Origin of the sequence: Dyadobacter sp. CY343 (assembly GCF_021390335.1) — a bacterium.
Taxonomy (GTDB): domain Bacteria; phylum Bacteroidota; class Bacteroidia; order Cytophagales; family Spirosomataceae; genus Dyadobacter.
In genome coordinates this window covers 576,007-593,486 of sequence record NZ_JAJUXK010000004.1, presented here as the reverse complement: position 1 = coordinate 593,486, position 17,480 = coordinate 576,007, and the positions used below count along the sequence as shown (strand labels likewise).

Genomic DNA, 17,480 nt, shown 5'->3' with positions numbered 1-17,480 from the left:
GGTTAACTGATCTTTTTCCTCCGGCACGCCCGGTCATAAAGCAATTGCAGCATTCCATCTTTGAGGCCTACATCGGGAACGTGGATTACCTCAGCGCCAGCCCATTTCATCGCAGAAGTGTAAATATCTCCCGCAGGAACAATTACATCTGCCCGGTCCGGGTTTAGTTGCAGTTTGTTAATACGTTCATCGAGTGTGAATTGGGCGATGTAATCGCGCATTCTTAATATCTCGTCGAGGCTGGTTGAGCTTTCGGTTAGTTTGGAAGAAAGGTCGAACAGTTTATTAATGTTTCCACCTGTTCCCACCGCTTCAATTGGCAGGCTGTAATCTACATTCTGGTTGATCCACTCTTTGATCTTCTGCCAGGAATTCTTTGATTCTGTTCCTTCTAGTAACCTTACCGAGCCTAGTTTGAACGATTTTGCATTGATCTTGACGCGGTCTTTGTACAAATTCAGCTCCGTACTGCCGCCGCCTACGTCAATATGAAGATATTGTCCATCGCTCAACGATTTGACAACCACATTATTAACCAGCTCCGCTTCACGTTGTCCGTCAATAATCTGAATATGAATACCAGTGCGCTGTTCGATGCGGTCGCGCACTTCCAGACCATTATTGGCTTCACGCATGGCGGAAGTGGAGCAGGCCATGAGATCGTCTACTTCGTGAAGTTCCATTAGGAGCTGGTAGGCGAGCATGAGTTTCATCATGCGGTCCTCACTCATTTCAGAGATCCGGCCTTCTGTAAATACGTCGTGACCCAGCCGGAGCGGGAATCGGACATATTCTATCTTTTTGAAACGGGAAACACCGGCGTCATGCAATACCGAAGATATTTGCATGCGGGCACCATTTGATCCTATATCTATTGCAGCGAATTTCAAGGAAGCTAATAATAGGGGAGTAAATAAAAACCAAAAATAGGGTTTTCACGACACAAATGCAGGAATACCTTCTAAACTTGGCCGGTTATCACTTACATTTTTCCGCCTATCTGATATAATACCTTCAATTTTACGCCTGGTCCGGTGGAGGTACTAAGTGGGGTGAGGGGTGTGAAATAGGTGTAAAGATATCCCTCCGCTTGTACTACAATCGGATGCCAGGTTTTCTCAATTCCGACAGAAAAATTGACAGAACCCACAGTAGGTGTATTTGTTTTTTTGTCAAATTCTTTGCTAAAATGTTCCCGGTTCGGAGCGACGCAATCGAATGAAACTTTCTCTCGTGATTTGATGGTCACGCTGGTCCCGGCGCCGGCATAGTAAGCCCAGTTGTCTTTCATATTATTCCGGAATGCTACTGTGAGCGGGATTTGGACCAAAGTCGGATCGACCTTGATATTGTAAACGTCCAGTGCCAGCGGCACTTCGCCCGGGTGTGATCTTCGGAAATCTTTGCGGATCTTTTCTTTAAATACCTTATCTGTCAAAAACTCCATCGGCTTCACTTTCAGCCAGCTGATCCCGGCTGTGATCGAAAATCTCTTTCCTACCAGCACTTCTCCTACGACAGTTTTTGCAATACCATTACTTTCAAGTTGTACCCCGCCGCCGAAACGGTAAGGCGATTTGATATTGAATCTCGGGACCACATTTTCTGCTTTTGTCGTCTTTTCTACCTTCTTATCAGAAACCGTCGCCTTGGCTATCTGCGCATTATTGAACTGGGTGATTTTATAGATTTGTCTGTTAGAGAGTCTGCTAGCCAGGCTGTAAGTCATCTTTCTTGATATTACAGACCCATTATTTGAGATGAAAGAAGCATTGGCGGGAGGAGCCGCCAGATCCAGATTGATATTACTCAAAACCGGAGATTCGCCTGCTGCATTGCCAATCGTATTTTCCGAAATAGCAACGTTTTGATTTGCCCCCGTAATATGATCGTCAGGTGCATTTTTAACCCTATTTTCAAATGTCACTTCGCCGGAATAGGCGGGCAATGTTCTTCTGCTGAAAGCCAGGTAGCTGGCTCCGCCCGTTCTCTTGCGCGATTCTCCCGCATCGGATTTAGCCAAAACTGACTGATTCGCTTTCTTAGAGAATCGCTCTTTATTTGGGGTACTACCTACTTGGTATTCAGGGTTTTCCCCGGTAGCTGCCGGAGCCTGTACTAGGTACACCGTATCAGCTTTCGGAACCTGCAAAGGTTGTTGCCGGATCACTTCAATCTGGTTTTTGAGGTTCTTTACATCTGCAACCAGATTATTATTTTGCGAGAGCTGGTTGACATACAGAAACGCCATTACCACCGAAACCGAAGCTGCGGCCGCGTACCCGATCCATGAACTATGCTGCTGCCAGAACGTCGGCGGTGACTGCGCATGCATGAATTTCTGCATTTTCGCCCAGTCCGCTTCCTGAAAGTCGGGTTCAATACTCTCTAATTTCTGACGTATAGTATTCTCAAATTGACTAGTTTTCATTTCCTCTGAATGACTTTACCGCCCAATCGCTTGGAAACAGATGTGGGTAATATTGTTTGATTAAATGCTGTAACCGGGCTCTCGCACGCACATAATGAGAACGTACCGTCGCCTCGTTGATTTGCAGCAGGTCTGCGATCTCCCGGTGATTGTAGCCATCGACTACATATAGTAAAAACACGTTTTTGTAAACGGGTTTGATTTTCTGGATAATTGCGAGGATTTCGTCCGCGGTAATCTGCGAAATCACATCTTCTTCGAACTTGGGATAAGGTGCATCTTCCAGCGAAATCACATCTTCACTATGCTTTTTGTGCTTCCTGTAATAGCTGATGGCCGTATTCACCATAATCGTCCGCAACCACGCTTTGAAAGGATGGTTCGAATCGTATTTTTCCAGATTCTTGAAGACTTTTAAAAACCCTTCATTTAGAACTTCTTCCGCTTCCTCCGTGGTGGAAGTGTATCTCAGACAAATGCTTTTGGAATAGCCGAAGAACTGTTTGTAGAGGTAACGCTGCGCCTGGTTGTTACCGGCAATGCACGCAGCCACGACGGAGTCGAAGTCGTTCTCACTAAATGATATTTTTCTTCCAAATAGCAATGTAAGGGGGTCGAAATTGTCAGGATTTATCGCTTGAATACAATTACGCCGGCCTTCGACGATATGTTGCAGTGTCAGATTATTTTTTGCCAGAAAGCATTTCCAGGGCGGAAGAATTTTTGATCTCGCCCATTACAAACAAACTATGTGTACTGCCGATGTTTTCAAGAGATCCCAGTTTTTGCATTAAAAATTGCTGATACTGGGACATATCGTCGACCACGACTTTTAACAAAAAATCATAATCACCGGATATATTAAAGCATTCCATTACCTCGGGCATCGCGGTGACTGCCTTCACAAATTTTTCTCCCATATTCTTGGAATGCTCTTTTAAAGCGATATTGCAAAACGCCATGAGCTTTTTACCAACTTTTTCCCTGTCGACCAGCGCGACATATTTCCGGATCACACCTTCTTTTTCTAGTCTGCGCACGCGTTCGTAAACGGGCGTGTAGGATAAGTTTAACTTTTCCGACAATTCACGTGTTTTCAAAGTCGCATCCTGTTGCAGCAAATGCAGGATTTTGGCATCAGTTTCATCCAAATTATACATAGATAGAATATCTTAATTCAATTCAACAAGGGTTCGAATATAGATAAATAGTGTATCGAATAGGATATACGCAGACATTTAGTCTGATATTTTTCATTTTATTGAATAAAAAATCTATTGAGCTAAATTTGTAACTATCGAGGTCTCTCTTTTGGGCACCTATCACCAGAACTTAATAAACGCATATATAAAATGGTAGCAACTGACAAGGCGGAAATTCGCGAAATTCTGAAAAACCGTATTCTGGTATTGGACGGCGCTATGGGTACGATGATCCAGCGATATAAATTGGAGGATCACGATTACAGAGGCGACCGATTCGCGGACTGGCCTCAGGATGTGAAAGGAAACAACGATTTGCTTTCGCTAACCCGCCCGGATATTATCAAGGAAATTCACGCCGCTTATTTTGAAGCCGGTGCAGATATTGCCGAAACCAACACTTTCTCTGGAACCACGATCGCGATGGCGGATTATGGAATGGAAGAGCTGGTTTACGAACTGAACTACGAATCGGCCAGACTGGCCCGGGAAGTTGCAGATGAATTTACGGAAAGAGAGCCCGACAAACCAAGATTTGTAGCCGGTTCAATGGGGCCAACCAACCGTACCGCCTCACTTTCACCTGATGTAAACAACCCTGGTTACCGCGCGATCAGCTTTGATCAGTTGGTAACAGCATATTATGAGCAAATTAAGGGATTGACGGACGGAGGCTGCGACCTGCTTTTGGTAGAAACTATATTCGATACATTGAATGCAAAAGCTGCACTTTTCGCAATTGATCAATTCTTTGTAGATGCGAAAAATGGCAAAGTAGAGCGGCTGGATTCCTGGAAGAACATTCCCGGACAACCGCTTCCTGTAATGATTTCGGGAACGATCACAGATGCTTCGGGACGTACCTTATCTGGTCAGACGACAGAGGCGTTTTTGACTTCGGTTTCGCATTTGCCGCTCTTATCTGTGGGCTTGAACTGTGCTTTGGGAGCGGATTTAATGCGTCCTTATGTGCAGATTTTGGCCAAAGAATCTCCTTTTTACACGTCTGCGCACCCTAATGCGGGTTTACCTAATGAAATGGGCGAGTACGACGAGTCGCCGGAACAAATGGGGGAAGTAATCGACGGATTTTTGAAAGATAATCTGATCAATATCATCGGTGGCTGCTGCGGAACTACGCCGGAACATATCCGGGTAATCGCTGATCTTGCTAAAAAACATGCTCCGAGATTGCTTCCTGAGCCCGAGACGGTTATGAAACTGTCTGGTTTGGAGCCGGTTAAGATCACGGCGCTGACCAATTTTGTGAATATCGGGGAACGTTGTAATGTAACTGGTTCGAAGAAATTCGCCCGGCTGATCCGCGAAGGTAAATACGATGAAGCGCTGAGCATTGCCCGCGAGCAGGTTGAAAGCGGCGCGCAGGTGATCGACGTGAATTTGGATGAAGGGATGATTGATGGGGTGGAAGCGATGAAAACTTTCGTAAACCTGATCGTCTCCGAACCGGATATTTCAAAAGTGCCGCTGATGATCGATTCTTCCAAATGGGAAGTGATTGAATCTGGTTTGAAATGTGTGCAGGGCAAGTCGATTGTGAACTCTATTTCTTTAAAAGAAGGCGAAGAAAAATTCAAGGAATCGGCGAAAACCGTATTGCGCTATGGAGCTGCTGCGGTTGTAATGGCATTTGATGAGCAGGGGCAGGCTGATAACCTGGAACGCCGAATCGAAATCTGTTCAAGAGCTTATAAAATTCTGGTAGAAGAAGTTGGTTTCCCTGCCGAGGATATCATTTTTGACCCGAATATCCTGACCGTCGCGACGGGAATGGAAGAACATAATAATTACGCGGTCGACTTTATCAATGCAGTTCGCTGGATCAAGGAGAATTTGCCGCATGCAAAAGTATCCGGCGGAGTATCCAACGTATCATTCAGTTTCCGGGGAAATGAGCCCGTGCGCGAGGCGATCCACACTGCATTTTTATACCACGCGATCAGGGCGGGAATGGATATGGGAATCGTGAATGCTGCGCAAATAGGTATTTATGATGAGATCCCGAAGGACGTGCTGGAACTTGTTGAGGACGTATTGTTGAACCGTCGCCAGGATGCAACCGAGCGGCTGGTCAATTATGCGGAAACTGTTAAAGATAAAGGTAAATCGGCAAGCGGCCCCGACCTGAGCTGGCGACAACTGCCTGTAAAAGAGCGTATTTCCCACGCTTTGGTGAAAGGTATGGCGGATTATATTGATGAAGATATTGAAGAATGCCGGCACTTGTTCAGTCGCCCGTTGGAGGTCATTGAGGGACCTTTAATGGATGGAATGAGCATTGTGGGTGATCTTTTTGGAGAGGGCAAAATGTTTTTACCGCAGGTTGTGAAATCGGCCAGGGTAATGAAAAAAGCCGTGGCTTATCTGCAACCTTTTATCGAAGCTGAGAAATCTGGTGGTGGAAGTTCTGCGGGTAAGATATTGCTGGCCACTGTAAAGGGCGACGTGCATGATATTGGAAAAAATATCGTGGGTGTTGTGTTGGGCTGTAACAATTACGAGATTATCGATCTGGGTGTAATGGTACCTACTGACAAGATCCTGGCAGCCGCATTGGAGCATAATGTGGATATTATTGGTTTGTCTGGGCTGATCACCCCGTCGCTCGACGAGATGGTGGGCGTAGCCAAAGAAATGGAGCGCAGGAACCTGAAAACGCCACTTTTGATCGGTGGTGCTACCACTTCGCGCATTCACACTGCGGTTAAAATCGATCCGAATTATTCCGGTCCTGTCATTCACGTATTGGACGCTTCCCGCTCGGTGCCGGTGGCTGGGAAGCTGATCCAGAGCGAAAGCAGCCAGGCAGGAGTTTTGGCGGATATTAAAGCAGAATATGCGAAACTACGCGAAGATCATGCGAAACGCGGCGGAGAAAAAGCGCATATCAGTATTGAAAAAGCACGTGAAAATAAGGCGAAAATTGACTGGAAAAATTTCGTAGCCACCAAGCCTCAGTTTCTGGGAACGAGGGTTTACGACGATTACGACCTGGCCGATATTGCCAAATACATTGACTGGACTCCATTTTTCCAGACCTGGCAGCTGCACGGAAAATATCCCAAGATATTTGAAGACAAAGTAGTTGGCTCGGAAGCTATGAAGCTTTTTGAGGACGCAGCTGTTCTTTTGGGTGAGATTATTCGGGATAAAACGTTAAAAGCAAAAGCAGTAGTAGGTTTTTGGCCTGCCAATTCTATTCAGGATGATATTGTACTGCATCATTTTGAAGAGGAAACCCGCGAAGTGCCTTGCGAGCGTCACGGTTCTCACAACCATATTGAATACAAGATCAGCCAGCACGGGCAGGAAAATATGAATTCGGGCGAACTGGTAGCTGATACAGCCGTGGTTCTGCACCATTTGCGTCAGCAAAGTCAGAAAGCTTCCAATCTGGCCAATTATTGCCTGTCAGATTTCATCGCGCCACTTGAATCTGGTCACACGGATTATCTTGGAGGATTTGCAGTCACTGCCGGTGTCGGTATTGAGGCGCTTGTTAACAAGTTTGAGAAAGACCAGGATGATTATAACAGCATCATGGTCAAAGCATTAGCGGATCGGCTTGTGGAAGCGCTTGCTGAATTAATGCATGAAAAAGTGCGGAAGGAACTGTGGGGTTATGATAAAAGTGAAACCTTATCAAACGAAGAGCTGATCAAGGAAGCGTATAAGGGTATCCGTCCCGCTCCGGGCTATCCGGCTTGCCCGGATCACACTGAGAAAAGGGCGTTATTCGACTTGCTGGATGCGGAAAGCATTGGTATCGAGTTAACTGAGAGTTTTGCGATGTATCCTGCCAGCAGCGTAAGTGGCTGGTATTTCTCTCACCCCGACAGCCGGTATTTTCCTGTTGGAAAGATATTCAAGGACCAGGTTGAAGATTATGCGCGGAGAAAAGATATGTCCCTGGAAGACACCGAGAAGTGGTTGTCACCGATCCTGGGCTATTAGAAGATTAGTTTTGTAACCGTTTGCAAGGGAAGTGAATTTATTCACTTCCCTTTTTTATTTGGCGTATGTATACTTTTTGGTGTAAAAAGGCGTATATAAGTGAGATAGCGGGCAATAATCAGGTATTTATACTCTATTTTCTCAGTATATTCAATAAGATATTTGTATTAAGGATTTAAGTAGTAAATAGTTTATTAGCCATGAAAAAAAATATCGCAGTCTTCATCCTCCTCATCATTTTAGCATCATCATTTAAATACAGAACCAAAGCGAAGGAGAGCAGCCAGCCTTTTTTGCCGGATCGTATCCGGAATATGGTACCCTTGAAGCAGGAAGCTGCACCTTCTTTTGACGAAACTATTACACTATTGCAGCAGGCAAATCTTCAAATGGCCAATGGAGATCCTCAGTTATTCAAATCCATGTGGCTGCAATCGGAGGAGGTTACGATCTTCGGAGGCGATAATAATACAGCGCTGAAAGGCTGGAAAGAGATAGAAGCCAGTCTGGGTGCTATGAAAGAGCCTATTACGAAAGTGGATACGTATTCCTTCGAGAAAATAGCCAGCGATCAGGGTGAGCAGCAGGCTTATCTTTTGCAAAAAGAACACTACAAACTGGCGAATGGAGAAACGCGGGATTTACAGGTAACCGTCGTTTTTCGGAAAGAAAACGAAGCCTGGAAAATCGTTCACCGCCACGCTGACAGCGTCGAAGTACTTGCACAATCAGACAAAAACTCTAAATAATTGAGCTGATTCCTGATATTTCAAACCTCATGTTACATACTGGTATTTTGTTGTTATTTTGCACCTTTTGGTAAAAAGTGACGACTAAATATTTATGGAAAGATTTACAGGACTGCTCGGTATTTTGCTGATCCTCGGTATTGCCTTTGCAATGTCAAATAACAGAAAAGCAATTAATTACCGTACTGTCGGAGTGGGCCTGGGTCTTCAATTCGGACTGGCTGTTTTTATTCTTCGTACAGATATAGGTCAGGCTATTTTTCAGTGGTTGGGTGAAAAAGTGCAGAAACTGCTTTCCTTCTCAGATAAGGGTGCCGAGTTTGTTTTCAGCTCCCTGGTCAGGCCCGACCTGATGCAACGCGCTTTCGGCCCGGGCAACGATTTCGTTTTCTTCTTCAAGATTATCCCCACGATCATTTTCGTGGCCGTATTGGTCAATATGCTGTACCACCTGGGTATCATGCAGCGTGTCGTTTCATTTATTGCAAAAGGTGTTTATTGGTTAATGGGCGTGAGTGGGGTAGAGGCGCTTTCCAATGTGGCCAGCACATTCGTCGGACAAGTGGAGGCGCAGATCATGATCAAGCCTTACCTGAAAAATATGACCAATTCGGAGTTGATGGCGTCGATGACGGGTAGTTTTGCCTGTATTGCCGGTGGTGTGATGGCGGTGTATATTTCATTGGGGGTGCCTGCTCCCTATCTGATCGCTGCCAGCTTAATGGCGGCACCCGGCGCATTGGTTATTTCCAAAATCGTTTTCCCGGAAACTGTTCATTCTGATTCGAGGGGCGCAGTAAAATTAGAAAGACAAAAAACGCACGCCAACTTGTTGGACGCAATTGCAGGGGGCGCGAGCGAAGGCTTAAAAGTAGGATTCAATGTAATCGCCATGCTGATCGGCTTTATCGCACTAGTCGCTCTGCTCGATTATCTGCTTGGTTATATCGGCGGCTTATTCTCATTTCCGCAACTCAGTTTTAATTTTCTTCTTGGAAAAGTATTCTCTGTTTTCGCCTGGGCAATGGGCGTTCCGGGCAAGGATATTGAAACAGCAGGCTCGCTGATGGGTACGAAAATGGTGATCAACGAATTTGTGGCCTACCTGGATCTGGTGAAGGTAAAGGATACGCTCGATCATAAAACGGTCGTAATCACGAGCTTCGCACTTTGCGGTTTCGCGAATTTTAGTTCAATCGCTATTCAGGTTGGTGGAATCGGAGAACTGGCGCCAACACGCCGCGCCGATCTGGCCAGACTGGGTTTCAAGGCGCTGATCTGCGGAACCCTGGCTTCCTACATGTCCGCAACATTGGCAGGCTTACTGCTTTGACCTTCTTACCACGCAAAGTATAATTGGCATGAATATTTCTGGATTCCGGTAAATGAGTAGTCATTAACCGGCAGAAAGTCACATTCATGAAACAAATCAAATTTTACTTTTCCCTTGTCAAAGAGAGCTTTAACGAGTTTATGAACGACAATGGGTTAAAGTTGAGTGCAGCTCTTTCCTATTATACGATATTTTCCCTCGCACCAATGCTGCTGGTCATCATCTCGGTGTTTAGTATATTTTTTGGCCGGGATGCAATCCAGGGTGAGCTTTTTGGCCAGATCAAAGGTCTTGTCGGAGCGAGTGCAGCGGCGCAATTGCAGGAGATCCTGAAAAACGCCGAGCTGTCCAACAAATCCGGACTTGCTGCTGGGATAGGAATTGGCACCTTGCTGATTGGTGCAACGGGGGTTTTTGCTGAGATGCAAGATTCCATCAATTTTATCTGGTCCATTAAATCGAAACCGAAAAAAGGGTGGCTGCAATATCTTAAAAACAGGCTGATATCATTTTCGATGATACTTACCCTGGGTTTTTTACTGGTAGTGTCGCTGGGCGCGAGTGCGGTGGTGGATCTAATGAGCAGCCGGCTTGAACGCTATTTTTCGGAGGCTTCTGTGGTTTTATTCTATATTATAAATCTCGCATTGGTACTAGTAGTGATCACTTCCCTGTTCACTGTAATTTTCAAAGTGTTGCCTGACGGTAAGCTCCGGTGGAAAGAATGTATGGTAGGGGCAGGTTTTACGGCAATTTTGTTTCTGATAGGGAAGTTCGTAATCAGCTTTTATCTCGGCCAATCCGACCTCGGCGCGGCTTATGGTACTTCGGCGTCGATCGTGATTTTACTGACCTGGATCTATTATTCTTCGATCATTCTTTATTTCGGGGCCGAGTTTACCAAGGTATATGCGAAGCAGGACGGAATAGGTATTGCTCCCAATGAACACGCGGTACTGATCGTGCGCCAGGAGCTTGATGAACACACGGGGAAGGTAGTCAGTTGATCTAACCCCATAAAAAATCCCTTCTGAAACCGATCAGAAGGGATTTTTTATATCATAACTTATTTAGCGCTTATTTGATCACGAGCTCGAAAGGCATTCTTGCCTGGGTTCCGCCCATATTCATCAGCTTTTTGTACATCTTCACGTAAGGAGCCAATTCACCAAGATTTTTAGCCGTCACCTTCTCTTCTTCATCGCCCATCATCTTCTCAAAAAATTCATCAAAAGGCTTTTTCTTTTCAGGATAGTAACGCACCCGATAATCGCCTTCTTTCAGTTTCGCGGCTTTTGCAGCTAGTTTGACTGCATCGTCAACTCCGCCTAAAACATCGACAAGCCCGTTTTCCTTCGCTTCAACGCCCGACCAAACCCGGCCCTGCGCAAGGCTTTTCAGTTTTTCAAGCGACATTTTTCTGCCTTCCGCCGCTTTCCTGGTGAAGGTTTCGTAGCCTTCATTTACGCTTCTCTGGATCATTGATTTTTCAAACTCGGTCATTTCGCGCGTCGCTGTCGGCCAGTCGGCGTGTGGACTTGTACCCACACCGTCGAATGTAATACCCAGCTTGTTGTTCATGAAATCGGTTACATTGAAAACGAGTCCGAAAATCCCGATAGAGCCAGTAATCGTGTTGGGTTGTGCAACGATCGTATCGCAGCCCATTGCAAGGTAATAGCCTCCTGAGGCGGCTACGTCGGACATTGATGCGATAACGGGCTTCTTTTTCGCGGTCAGTTTAATCTCCCTCCACATGACGTCCGAAGCCAATGCACTTCCGCCCGGGGAATTAATGCGGATCACAACAGCTTTGATCTTATCGTTTTCCCTTATTTCTTTCAGTTCTTTCACAAATTTCTCGGAACCAATACTTTCGTCGCCGCCTTTGCCGGAGGTAATTTCACCTTCGGCCACCAATACACCTATCCGTTTGTTAAAGTCACCTTCGTCTCCTTTTGAAGGACCTTTTAAGTATTTGTTTACCCCAACAAAAGAGATATCCTTTTTCTCCTCCACTTTCAGCTCTTTCTTGATATAAGAATCAAGTTCATCCTGGTAACCCAGATTGGTGATGAATTTATATTGTAATGCTGATTTTGGATTTTCAATCGCCAGGGAGTCGGCCAGATTTTTCAACTGTTCAACCGAAATGCCACGGGAGGCAGAGATGTTTTTCAGGAAATTATCATTGATCGCGGTGATAAGTTCGATCGACTGCTTTTTGCTCGCCTCGCTCATATCCTGGCGGGAAAACATTTCAATGGCGCTTTTAAATTCTCCTACCCTGAAAACCAGCGGTTTAATTTCGAGTTTGTCAAATGTTCCCTTGAAGAAACTATATTCGGCGGACAATCCGTTCCATTCAATTCCGCCCACCGGGTTAAGGTATATTTTATCTGAAACCGATGCCAGATAGTAGCCTTTTTCCGAGTAAGATTCGCCGTAAGTGACGATAAATTTCTTTGATTTCTTAAATTCATTCAGCTGCTTTCTGATCTCTTCCAGAGTAGCCCAGCCAGCCTGTGGATTTTCTGTTTTAAGATAGATACCCTTGATCTTGTCGTCAGACTGCGCACTTTTTAAAGCCGCGATAATGTCTTTCAAGCCCACTACATCTTCGTTACCGCTGAACATCCCGCCGAAATCAGAAAAAGGATTTTCCACGCCTACTTCTGCAATAGGCTGATTCAGATCGAGTTTGAGGACAGATTTTTCGTTGATCGTCACTTCATCATCAGAAGAGAACATCGAACCAATTCCAACTAAAATGAAGAAAGAGAGGAAGAGAAACAAGATGATGCCGACGAAAGTAGCGAGCACATATTTGAGGAATTGCAACATTTTATATTAACGATATAAAGTTTTCTTTTAAAGCTACGTAATGAACAAAATTACGGATTAAATGTCCCGCATTCCCGGAGAAATATTGTCAAATGGTGAATCGCGCCTTTAAATGGTTTAGAAATACTACATTTTTTAGCGGCGGGCTTCACGTTTAAGATTGGCGGATTCTGTATTTTTGAAAAAAAACGGTGTAATGAAAAAAATGCTCATTCTGGTGCGGCATGCGACCGCGGAAGACCAAAGTTTCAGGGTCAAAGATTTTGACAGAAATCTTAACAATAGGGGTCTTGCGGAATCAGAGGTGATGGGCAAATGGCTAGCCGAAGCAAATGTGAAGCCGGATATTTTCATTTCCAGCCCGGCTGCCCGCGCTTTCAAAACGGCAGAAATTTTTGCGAAACAGCTCGGGGTAAATACGGCGTCTATTAATTTCAAACCAGAGATTTACGACGGCGGGCCGAGAGCATATTTAAGCGCGATCAATTCGGTTTCCGAGGATTTTTCAAGCCTTATTCTGTTTGGCCATAATCCTGATATCACATATTTTGCCGAATATCTTTCCGGTGGGAATATTGGATCAATGAAAAAAGGCGGCGTGGCATTTATTGAATTTGACAATCAGAAATGGGAAGAAATATCTGCTAAAACGGGAAATCTGGTGCTTTACAAAACGCCGAAGCAGGTAGGAGGAGTAGAATAAAATGGAAAAACCAAATAAGAACAAGCGCATATTCGTCATCGTTTTCATTCTTTTCGTGTCGCTGTTTGCATACATATCTTACGATATGTCGAGCCGCACGACGGCGCCCTGGAACAAGCCGAAACAGCTCAACCGCGCATTGCCCGGCGCCTCGCCCGATTCAGATTCTCTGAAACTGGATTCGCTGCTTAAAGAAGTAGAATAGCGTTTTTCAGGCGCGTGGGTGAAATTCGGTGATGATCTGTTTGAGATAGTCCCTGTCCAAATGGGTATAAATCTCTGTCGTGGTGATCGACTCGTGACCCAGCATTTCCTGAACTGCCCGCAAACTAGCGCCGCCCTCAATTAAATGCGTCGCAAAGGAATGCCTGAACGTGTGCGGGCTGACGGTTTTATTGATCCCCGCCTTTTCTGCAATATCCTTGATCATAATGAAGATCATCACGCGCGATAATTGTCCGCCGCGTCGATTCAGGAAAACAATATCCTCGCTATCCTTCGCTGGCGCAATTTCTCTCCGTACGTGATCGAGATACAGCTGCGTGTATTTAATCGCTTCCTTCCCGATCGGAACCAACCTTACTTTATCCCCTTTCCCTAAAATTCTCAAAAAGCCAATATCGAAGTAGCAGTGGGTTAATAATAAGCCCGTTAGCTCTGAAACGCGAAGCCCCGAGCTGTATAATACTTCAATGATCGCCCGGTTCCGCGTTCCTTCGGGAGTTGAATGGTCAATCGCTCCGAGCATCGATTCTATTTCTTCGTACGAAAGTACGTCAGGCAGTTTTCTGGGCAGGCGGGGCGATTCGAGCAGTTCTGTCGGATCTTCTGAAATTTCATTTTCCAGCAGTAAATATTTAAAAAAAGCCTTGATACCCGAAAGCATGCGCGCCTGGGAATGCGCGGCGAGTCCCAGTTCGGCCAGGTATCTCAGAAATGCAGTCAGGTGAACTTCTTCAATGCGGGCCGGCGGCAGGTCGATTTTGGCAAGTGTCAGAAACTCTTCCAGCTTCTCCACATCGCGCACGTAAGCATCGACGGAATTGCCGGATAGTGAGCGTTCGAGGCGCAGATAGTTTTTAAAATGTTTAATGTAGCTTTGCCACATAGCAAGGAAGAAAATAAAATCTGCACGAATCAATGAAAAAGATATTGATCCTGAATGGTCCTAATTTAAATCTTTTGGGCAAGCGCGAGCCAACTGTTTATGGTAACCAGTCATTTGAGGATTACTTCGAAACTTTGAAAAACGCCTTTTCTGATACAGAGCTCCACTATTTTCAGTCCAATCACGAAGGCGCATTAATCGATAAAATTCATGAGGTCGGTTTTACATTCGATGGTATTATTATCAACGCCGGCGGACTAACCCACACTTCCATTGCCCTGGCTGACGCACTTTCTGCGGTCACCACGCCAGCCGTGGAAGTTCACATTTCAAACATCCACGCCCGCGAATCTTTCCGCCACCACAGTTACCTGACTTCGCGCTGCAAGGGAATGATCTGCGGACTGGGGTTGAAGGGTTATGAACTTGCGGTTAGGTATTTTAATGATTGAATGATTGAATGACTGAATGATTGAATGATTGAATGTATTTTTATTCAATCATTCAGTCATTCAATCATTCAAAATTACCTAAACACCGCATTCGCAAACAGTATCTTCCCTTGATACAGCATTGCCCTGAACACGGGATCGTCCATCATGTAAATGACCTCGCCGCGGCCCATTTCCTGGGTGCCGAGAATGAGGGTGTTCTTTAACTTTCCAGCCATTTTATTTCCTACAAAACCGGCTTTGTAGCTTGTTTCCGTCAGGTATCCTACATTCCAGCCGTCTCTCAGGTATTCCCGCTCGTAGGCGTCCCTAACCAGCGTGACGTATTCCTTACTACAACCAAATGAAAGCGGGTGTGTTTCGTCCATGGTAAGCTGAAACATGCTGCCGGGAGAAGAATCACTCGCGTCTTCACGTTCCTGGTCGCCATATTTTTTAAAGAAGTCGGCATCCTTCTTTTTCTCTGAATACTTTTTGGTCAGGTTAAAGTCGGGTTTATTTAAGAATGCGTCCGTCGCGCTTTCCATCGCGATCAGTTTACCGCCGGCTTTAATCCAATTCTGCAATGCTTCCAGCTGCTTTTCCCCGATTATATCTCCATATTTCCCGTCCGGCAATATCAGTACGTCGATTTCACTCCACGGCAATGAAAGCAATTTAGTAGCATTTACGATCGTAACCGGATATTTGATTTGCTGCTCGAAATAGTGCCAGACAGCCCCGAAAGATGTAGGAGAAATGCCCTCGCCGCTCACTGCAACCACTTTGGGGGCATTAATCGAAGGAACGTGATCATCGCCAAAATCTGCACCGGAAGTGACCATACCCGTTTTTACAGGAGTAAGTTTCACAAAATGTTTGTCTGCGATCGCAGTTACCTGCTTATCAAAATCGGCCCGCTCGTTTCCTTTTTTGGTGATGACAAGCGTGCCGGAATTGAAAGAAATTTTGTCTATTTCGAAAGGGATATTTGAAGTTTTAACTAAGAAGCCATTTTTCAAAAGCTCAGATAAAAACACGGCGTCTTCCACTTCCGACCAGCGGGCTATATAAGCATACACAGGATAATTCGGAACTGTATTTTGAATCGTTTCAGCCTTGTAAGTTGAAGGTATCAGCTTCTCTTTCAGTCCGTAAGCTTTTAAACCGAAAATGTAAGATAGGCCCCAGCTTGTGACATCGTAAGTCACCGAATCTTCCAGGACAGGTTTTGGTTCAAACAGGATCCGTAACAAATTAGATTTTGGCTGATAGGCGCTGATCACCAAATCGCTGCTTTCGATCTTGATCGATTCCTCTGTGGCGCCAGTCATTTCCGTGCCTTTCGCATTGATCGCTTTTCCGGCAGTGCCGTACACAATTCCCTGCTTATCAAGCCAGCTGCCGAAAGACCTGATCCGCTCTTCCTGGCCTTTTGTTTTGATCACATAGGTATTGAAGTTCCCTGCCGGGGCCTTGGCTGCATTATCGTGAAATCTGATGAATTCGGATACAATCTTCTCTTTTTGAGATAGAACAGCCTCTAATGTGGCCAAACTGGTCGCGTAATGGTGCGAAATGCGGCTTTTGAGGGTAAGTGTGTCATGTTCGTCTTTGCGCTCGATTCCAAGCCCCGCACGACCGCCCCCTCCTTGTTCATAAGTGACACCTACAGCTCCGTTTACCGTCGGCCAGGTGTCGCCGTAGCTTGGGTAAAAGAGGTCGTAATTATATTTGGTGAAATACGCCCAGTTGTTTTTATCAAAATATTTTCTGCAGTACTCACCAATAATATCGTTGAACTGGCGCTGCCAGGCGGTAATATCCTTGTGAAATGGCTTGGCCGCGGGAGGGAAGTAGTAACTTCTCGAACTTCCCATCTCATGGAAATCGGCATGGAAATGCGGCATCCACTGGTTGTACAGGACAATTCGCTCCTGGGTTTCTTTTTGTGTTTGCCACGCCCAATCACGGTTCAGGTCAAACAAATAGTGGTTGAACCTGCCGCCTGGCCAGGGCTCATCGTGCTCCAGTGCAAACGGCGTCACATCGGGAACTGCGTTTTGCACTCTATTATACCACTGCGTATATCGCTCATATCCGTCCGGATTGATGCAGGGATCGATCATGATCACCATATTTTTCAGGAAATCTTGTGTGAGCGTATTTTGCTTGTTGAGTAGCTCATACAAAACCTGCATACTCGTGTTGGCCGAAACGGACTCATTTCCATGAACATTATAGCTCAGCCAAACGATCGGAGGCACGCTCGCATCTGGTTTACCCTCCATCAGACCGATGCTCTTCAGGTGATTCTGCCGAATGGATTCCAGCTTGCCCATATTTTCAGGAGAAGAAATGAATGCGATCATCAAAGACCGGCCTTCATTGCTAGAACCATATTGGACCAGCTTCACACGATCCTGATTCTGGGATTGGAGCAAGCTGAAATATTGTAGTATCTGACTATGAAAGGCAAACTTGGAGCCGAGAGGAAATCCTAAGTGTTGTTCGGGCGTTGTGTTTTGAGCAAAAATGGGATTCAGCGAAAGGAGTAGCAGGAAAAAGCGGATAATTTTTAGCATAAGCAGTAAATAAGTGAAGAATGCTCAACCCAAATTTAGAAAGTTACCCGAATTTAATATCACCGAGAGCGGGGTTAAAAATATTTTCAGCTTGAAGCGTCTGAGAATGAATGGATAAT

General features: G+C 45.4%; 14 protein-coding genes. 7 read left to right on the top strand and 7 right to left on the bottom strand.

Annotation, left to right across the window (positions count from 1 at the left end; translation table 11 throughout):
* Positions 1–2 precede the first annotated feature (2 nt).
* The 4 genes from LZG94_RS14405 to LZG94_RS14390 all read right to left on the bottom strand — a co-directional run bounded on the left by LZG94_RS14405 (position 3) and on the right by LZG94_RS14390 (position 3,591).
* Positions 3–890 (bottom strand): Ppx/GppA phosphatase family protein, encoded by an 888-nt coding sequence (locus LZG94_RS14405; protein ID WP_233792569.1) that lies wholly within the window; start codon positions 888–890, stop codon positions 3–5.
* 92 nt (positions 891–982) lie between these two features.
* Positions 983–2,431, bottom strand: coding sequence for a hypothetical protein (locus LZG94_RS14400; protein ID WP_233792568.1), 1,449 nt, complete (start codon positions 2,429–2,431; stop codon positions 983–985).
* The gene (locus LZG94_RS14395; protein ID WP_233792567.1) at positions 2,421–3,035 is read right to left on the bottom strand and encodes an RNA polymerase sigma factor; all 615 of its coding nucleotides are present in this window, start codon (positions 3,033–3,035) and stop codon (positions 2,421–2,423) included. The genes LZG94_RS14400 and LZG94_RS14395 overlap by 11 nt, the downstream gene beginning before the upstream one ends.
* 79 nt (positions 3,036–3,114) lie before the next feature.
* Positions 3,115–3,591, bottom strand: a complete 477-nt coding sequence (locus tag LZG94_RS14390) for an Lrp/AsnC family transcriptional regulator (protein WP_215234753.1) — start codon at positions 3,589–3,591, stop codon at positions 3,115–3,117.
* A 192-nt stretch (positions 3,592–3,783) separates the two neighbouring features.
* Here LZG94_RS14390 and metH point away from each other — a divergent pair, with 192 nt between their 5' ends.
* The 4 genes from metH to LZG94_RS14370 all read left to right on the top strand — a co-directional run bounded on the left by metH (position 3,784) and on the right by LZG94_RS14370 (position 10,697).
* A complete protein-coding gene (metH, locus tag LZG94_RS14385; protein ID WP_233792566.1) occupies positions 3,784–7,608 on the top strand; it encodes a methionine synthase in 3,825 nt (1,274 codons plus the stop codon).
* A gap of 200 nt (positions 7,609–7,808) precedes the next feature.
* The gene (locus LZG94_RS14380) at positions 7,809–8,357 is read left to right on the top strand and encodes a nuclear transport factor 2 family protein (RefSeq protein WP_233792565.1); all 549 of its coding nucleotides are present in this window, start codon (positions 7,809–7,811) and stop codon (positions 8,355–8,357) included.
* A gap of 94 nt (positions 8,358–8,451) precedes the next feature.
* The gene (locus tag LZG94_RS14375) at positions 8,452–9,690 is read left to right on the top strand and encodes a NupC/NupG family nucleoside CNT transporter (RefSeq protein WP_215234756.1); all 1,239 of its coding nucleotides are present in this window, start codon (positions 8,452–8,454) and stop codon (positions 9,688–9,690) included.
* Between the two features lie 86 nt (positions 9,691–9,776).
* Complete coding sequence (locus LZG94_RS14370) at positions 9,777–10,697, top strand: YihY/virulence factor BrkB family protein (RefSeq protein WP_215234757.1); 921 nt, start codon at positions 9,777–9,779, stop codon at positions 10,695–10,697.
* A gap of 70 nt (positions 10,698–10,767) precedes the next feature.
* Here LZG94_RS14370 and sppA read toward each other — a convergent pair whose 3' ends face one another.
* Positions 10,768–12,534: a signal peptide peptidase SppA gene (sppA, locus tag LZG94_RS14365; protein WP_233792564.1), complete on the bottom strand. Its 1,767-nt coding sequence runs from the start codon at positions 12,532–12,534 to the stop codon at positions 10,768–10,770.
* A gap of 196 nt (positions 12,535–12,730) precedes the next feature.
* Between sppA and LZG94_RS14360 the strand changes: the two genes are divergently transcribed.
* The gene (locus LZG94_RS14360; RefSeq protein ID WP_233792563.1) at positions 12,731–13,237 is read left to right on the top strand and encodes a histidine phosphatase family protein; all 507 of its coding nucleotides are present in this window, start codon (positions 12,731–12,733) and stop codon (positions 13,235–13,237) included.
* 1 nt (position 13,238) lies between these two features.
* On the top strand, positions 13,239–13,442 hold the full coding sequence (locus LZG94_RS14355; RefSeq protein ID WP_233792562.1) for a hypothetical protein: 204 nt from the start codon (positions 13,239–13,241) through the stop codon (positions 13,440–13,442).
* A 6-nt stretch (positions 13,443–13,448) separates the two neighbouring features.
* On the opposite strand, the gene xerD is transcribed toward LZG94_RS14355, so the two are convergent.
* Complete coding sequence (xerD, locus tag LZG94_RS14350; protein ID WP_233792561.1) at positions 13,449–14,345, bottom strand: site-specific tyrosine recombinase XerD; 897 nt, start codon at positions 14,343–14,345, stop codon at positions 13,449–13,451.
* Positions 14,346–14,377: 32 nt separating this feature from the next.
* On the opposite strand from xerD, the gene aroQ reads away from it, so the two are divergent.
* The gene (gene aroQ, locus LZG94_RS14345) at positions 14,378–14,797 is read left to right on the top strand and encodes a type II 3-dehydroquinate dehydratase (protein WP_233792560.1); all 420 of its coding nucleotides are present in this window, start codon (positions 14,378–14,380) and stop codon (positions 14,795–14,797) included.
* 74 nt (positions 14,798–14,871) lie between these two features.
* Here aroQ and LZG94_RS14340 read toward each other — a convergent pair whose 3' ends face one another.
* Positions 14,872–17,361, bottom strand: a complete 2,490-nt coding sequence (locus tag LZG94_RS14340) for a M14 family zinc carboxypeptidase (protein WP_233792559.1) — start codon at positions 17,359–17,361, stop codon at positions 14,872–14,874.
* Between the last annotated feature and the right edge of the window lie 119 nt (positions 17,362–17,480).

Coding starts and splice junctions, on each gene's coding strand:
- LZG94_RS14360 (WP_233792563.1), top strand. CDS start 12,731: ATGAAAAAAATGCTCATTCTGGTGCGGCATGCGACCGCGGAAGACCAA.
- LZG94_RS14340 (WP_233792559.1), bottom strand. CDS start 17,361: ATGCTAAAAATTATCCGCTTTTTCCTGCTACTCCTTTCGCTGAATCCC.
- LZG94_RS14380 (WP_233792565.1), top strand. CDS start 7,809: ATGAAAAAAAATATCGCAGTCTTCATCCTCCTCATCATTTTAGCATCA.
- aroQ (WP_233792560.1), top strand. CDS start 14,378: ATGAAAAAGATATTGATCCTGAATGGTCCTAATTTAAATCTTTTGGGC.
- LZG94_RS14370 (WP_215234757.1), top strand. CDS start 9,777: ATGAAACAAATCAAATTTTACTTTTCCCTTGTCAAAGAGAGCTTTAAC.
- LZG94_RS14400 (WP_233792568.1), bottom strand. CDS start 2,431: ATGAAAACTAGTCAATTTGAGAATACTATACGTCAGAAATTAGAGAGT.
- sppA (WP_233792564.1), bottom strand. CDS start 12,534: ATGTTGCAATTCCTCAAATATGTGCTCGCTACTTTCGTCGGCATCATC.
- xerD (WP_233792561.1), bottom strand. CDS start 14,345: ATGTGGCAAAGCTACATTAAACATTTTAAAAACTATCTGCGCCTCGAA.
- LZG94_RS14390 (WP_215234753.1), bottom strand. CDS start 3,591: ATGTATAATTTGGATGAAACTGATGCCAAAATCCTGCATTTGCTGCAA.
- LZG94_RS14375 (WP_215234756.1), top strand. CDS start 8,452: ATGGAAAGATTTACAGGACTGCTCGGTATTTTGCTGATCCTCGGTATT.
- metH (WP_233792566.1), top strand. CDS start 3,784: ATGGTAGCAACTGACAAGGCGGAAATTCGCGAAATTCTGAAAAACCGT.
- LZG94_RS14355 (WP_233792562.1), top strand. CDS start 13,239: ATGGAAAAACCAAATAAGAACAAGCGCATATTCGTCATCGTTTTCATT.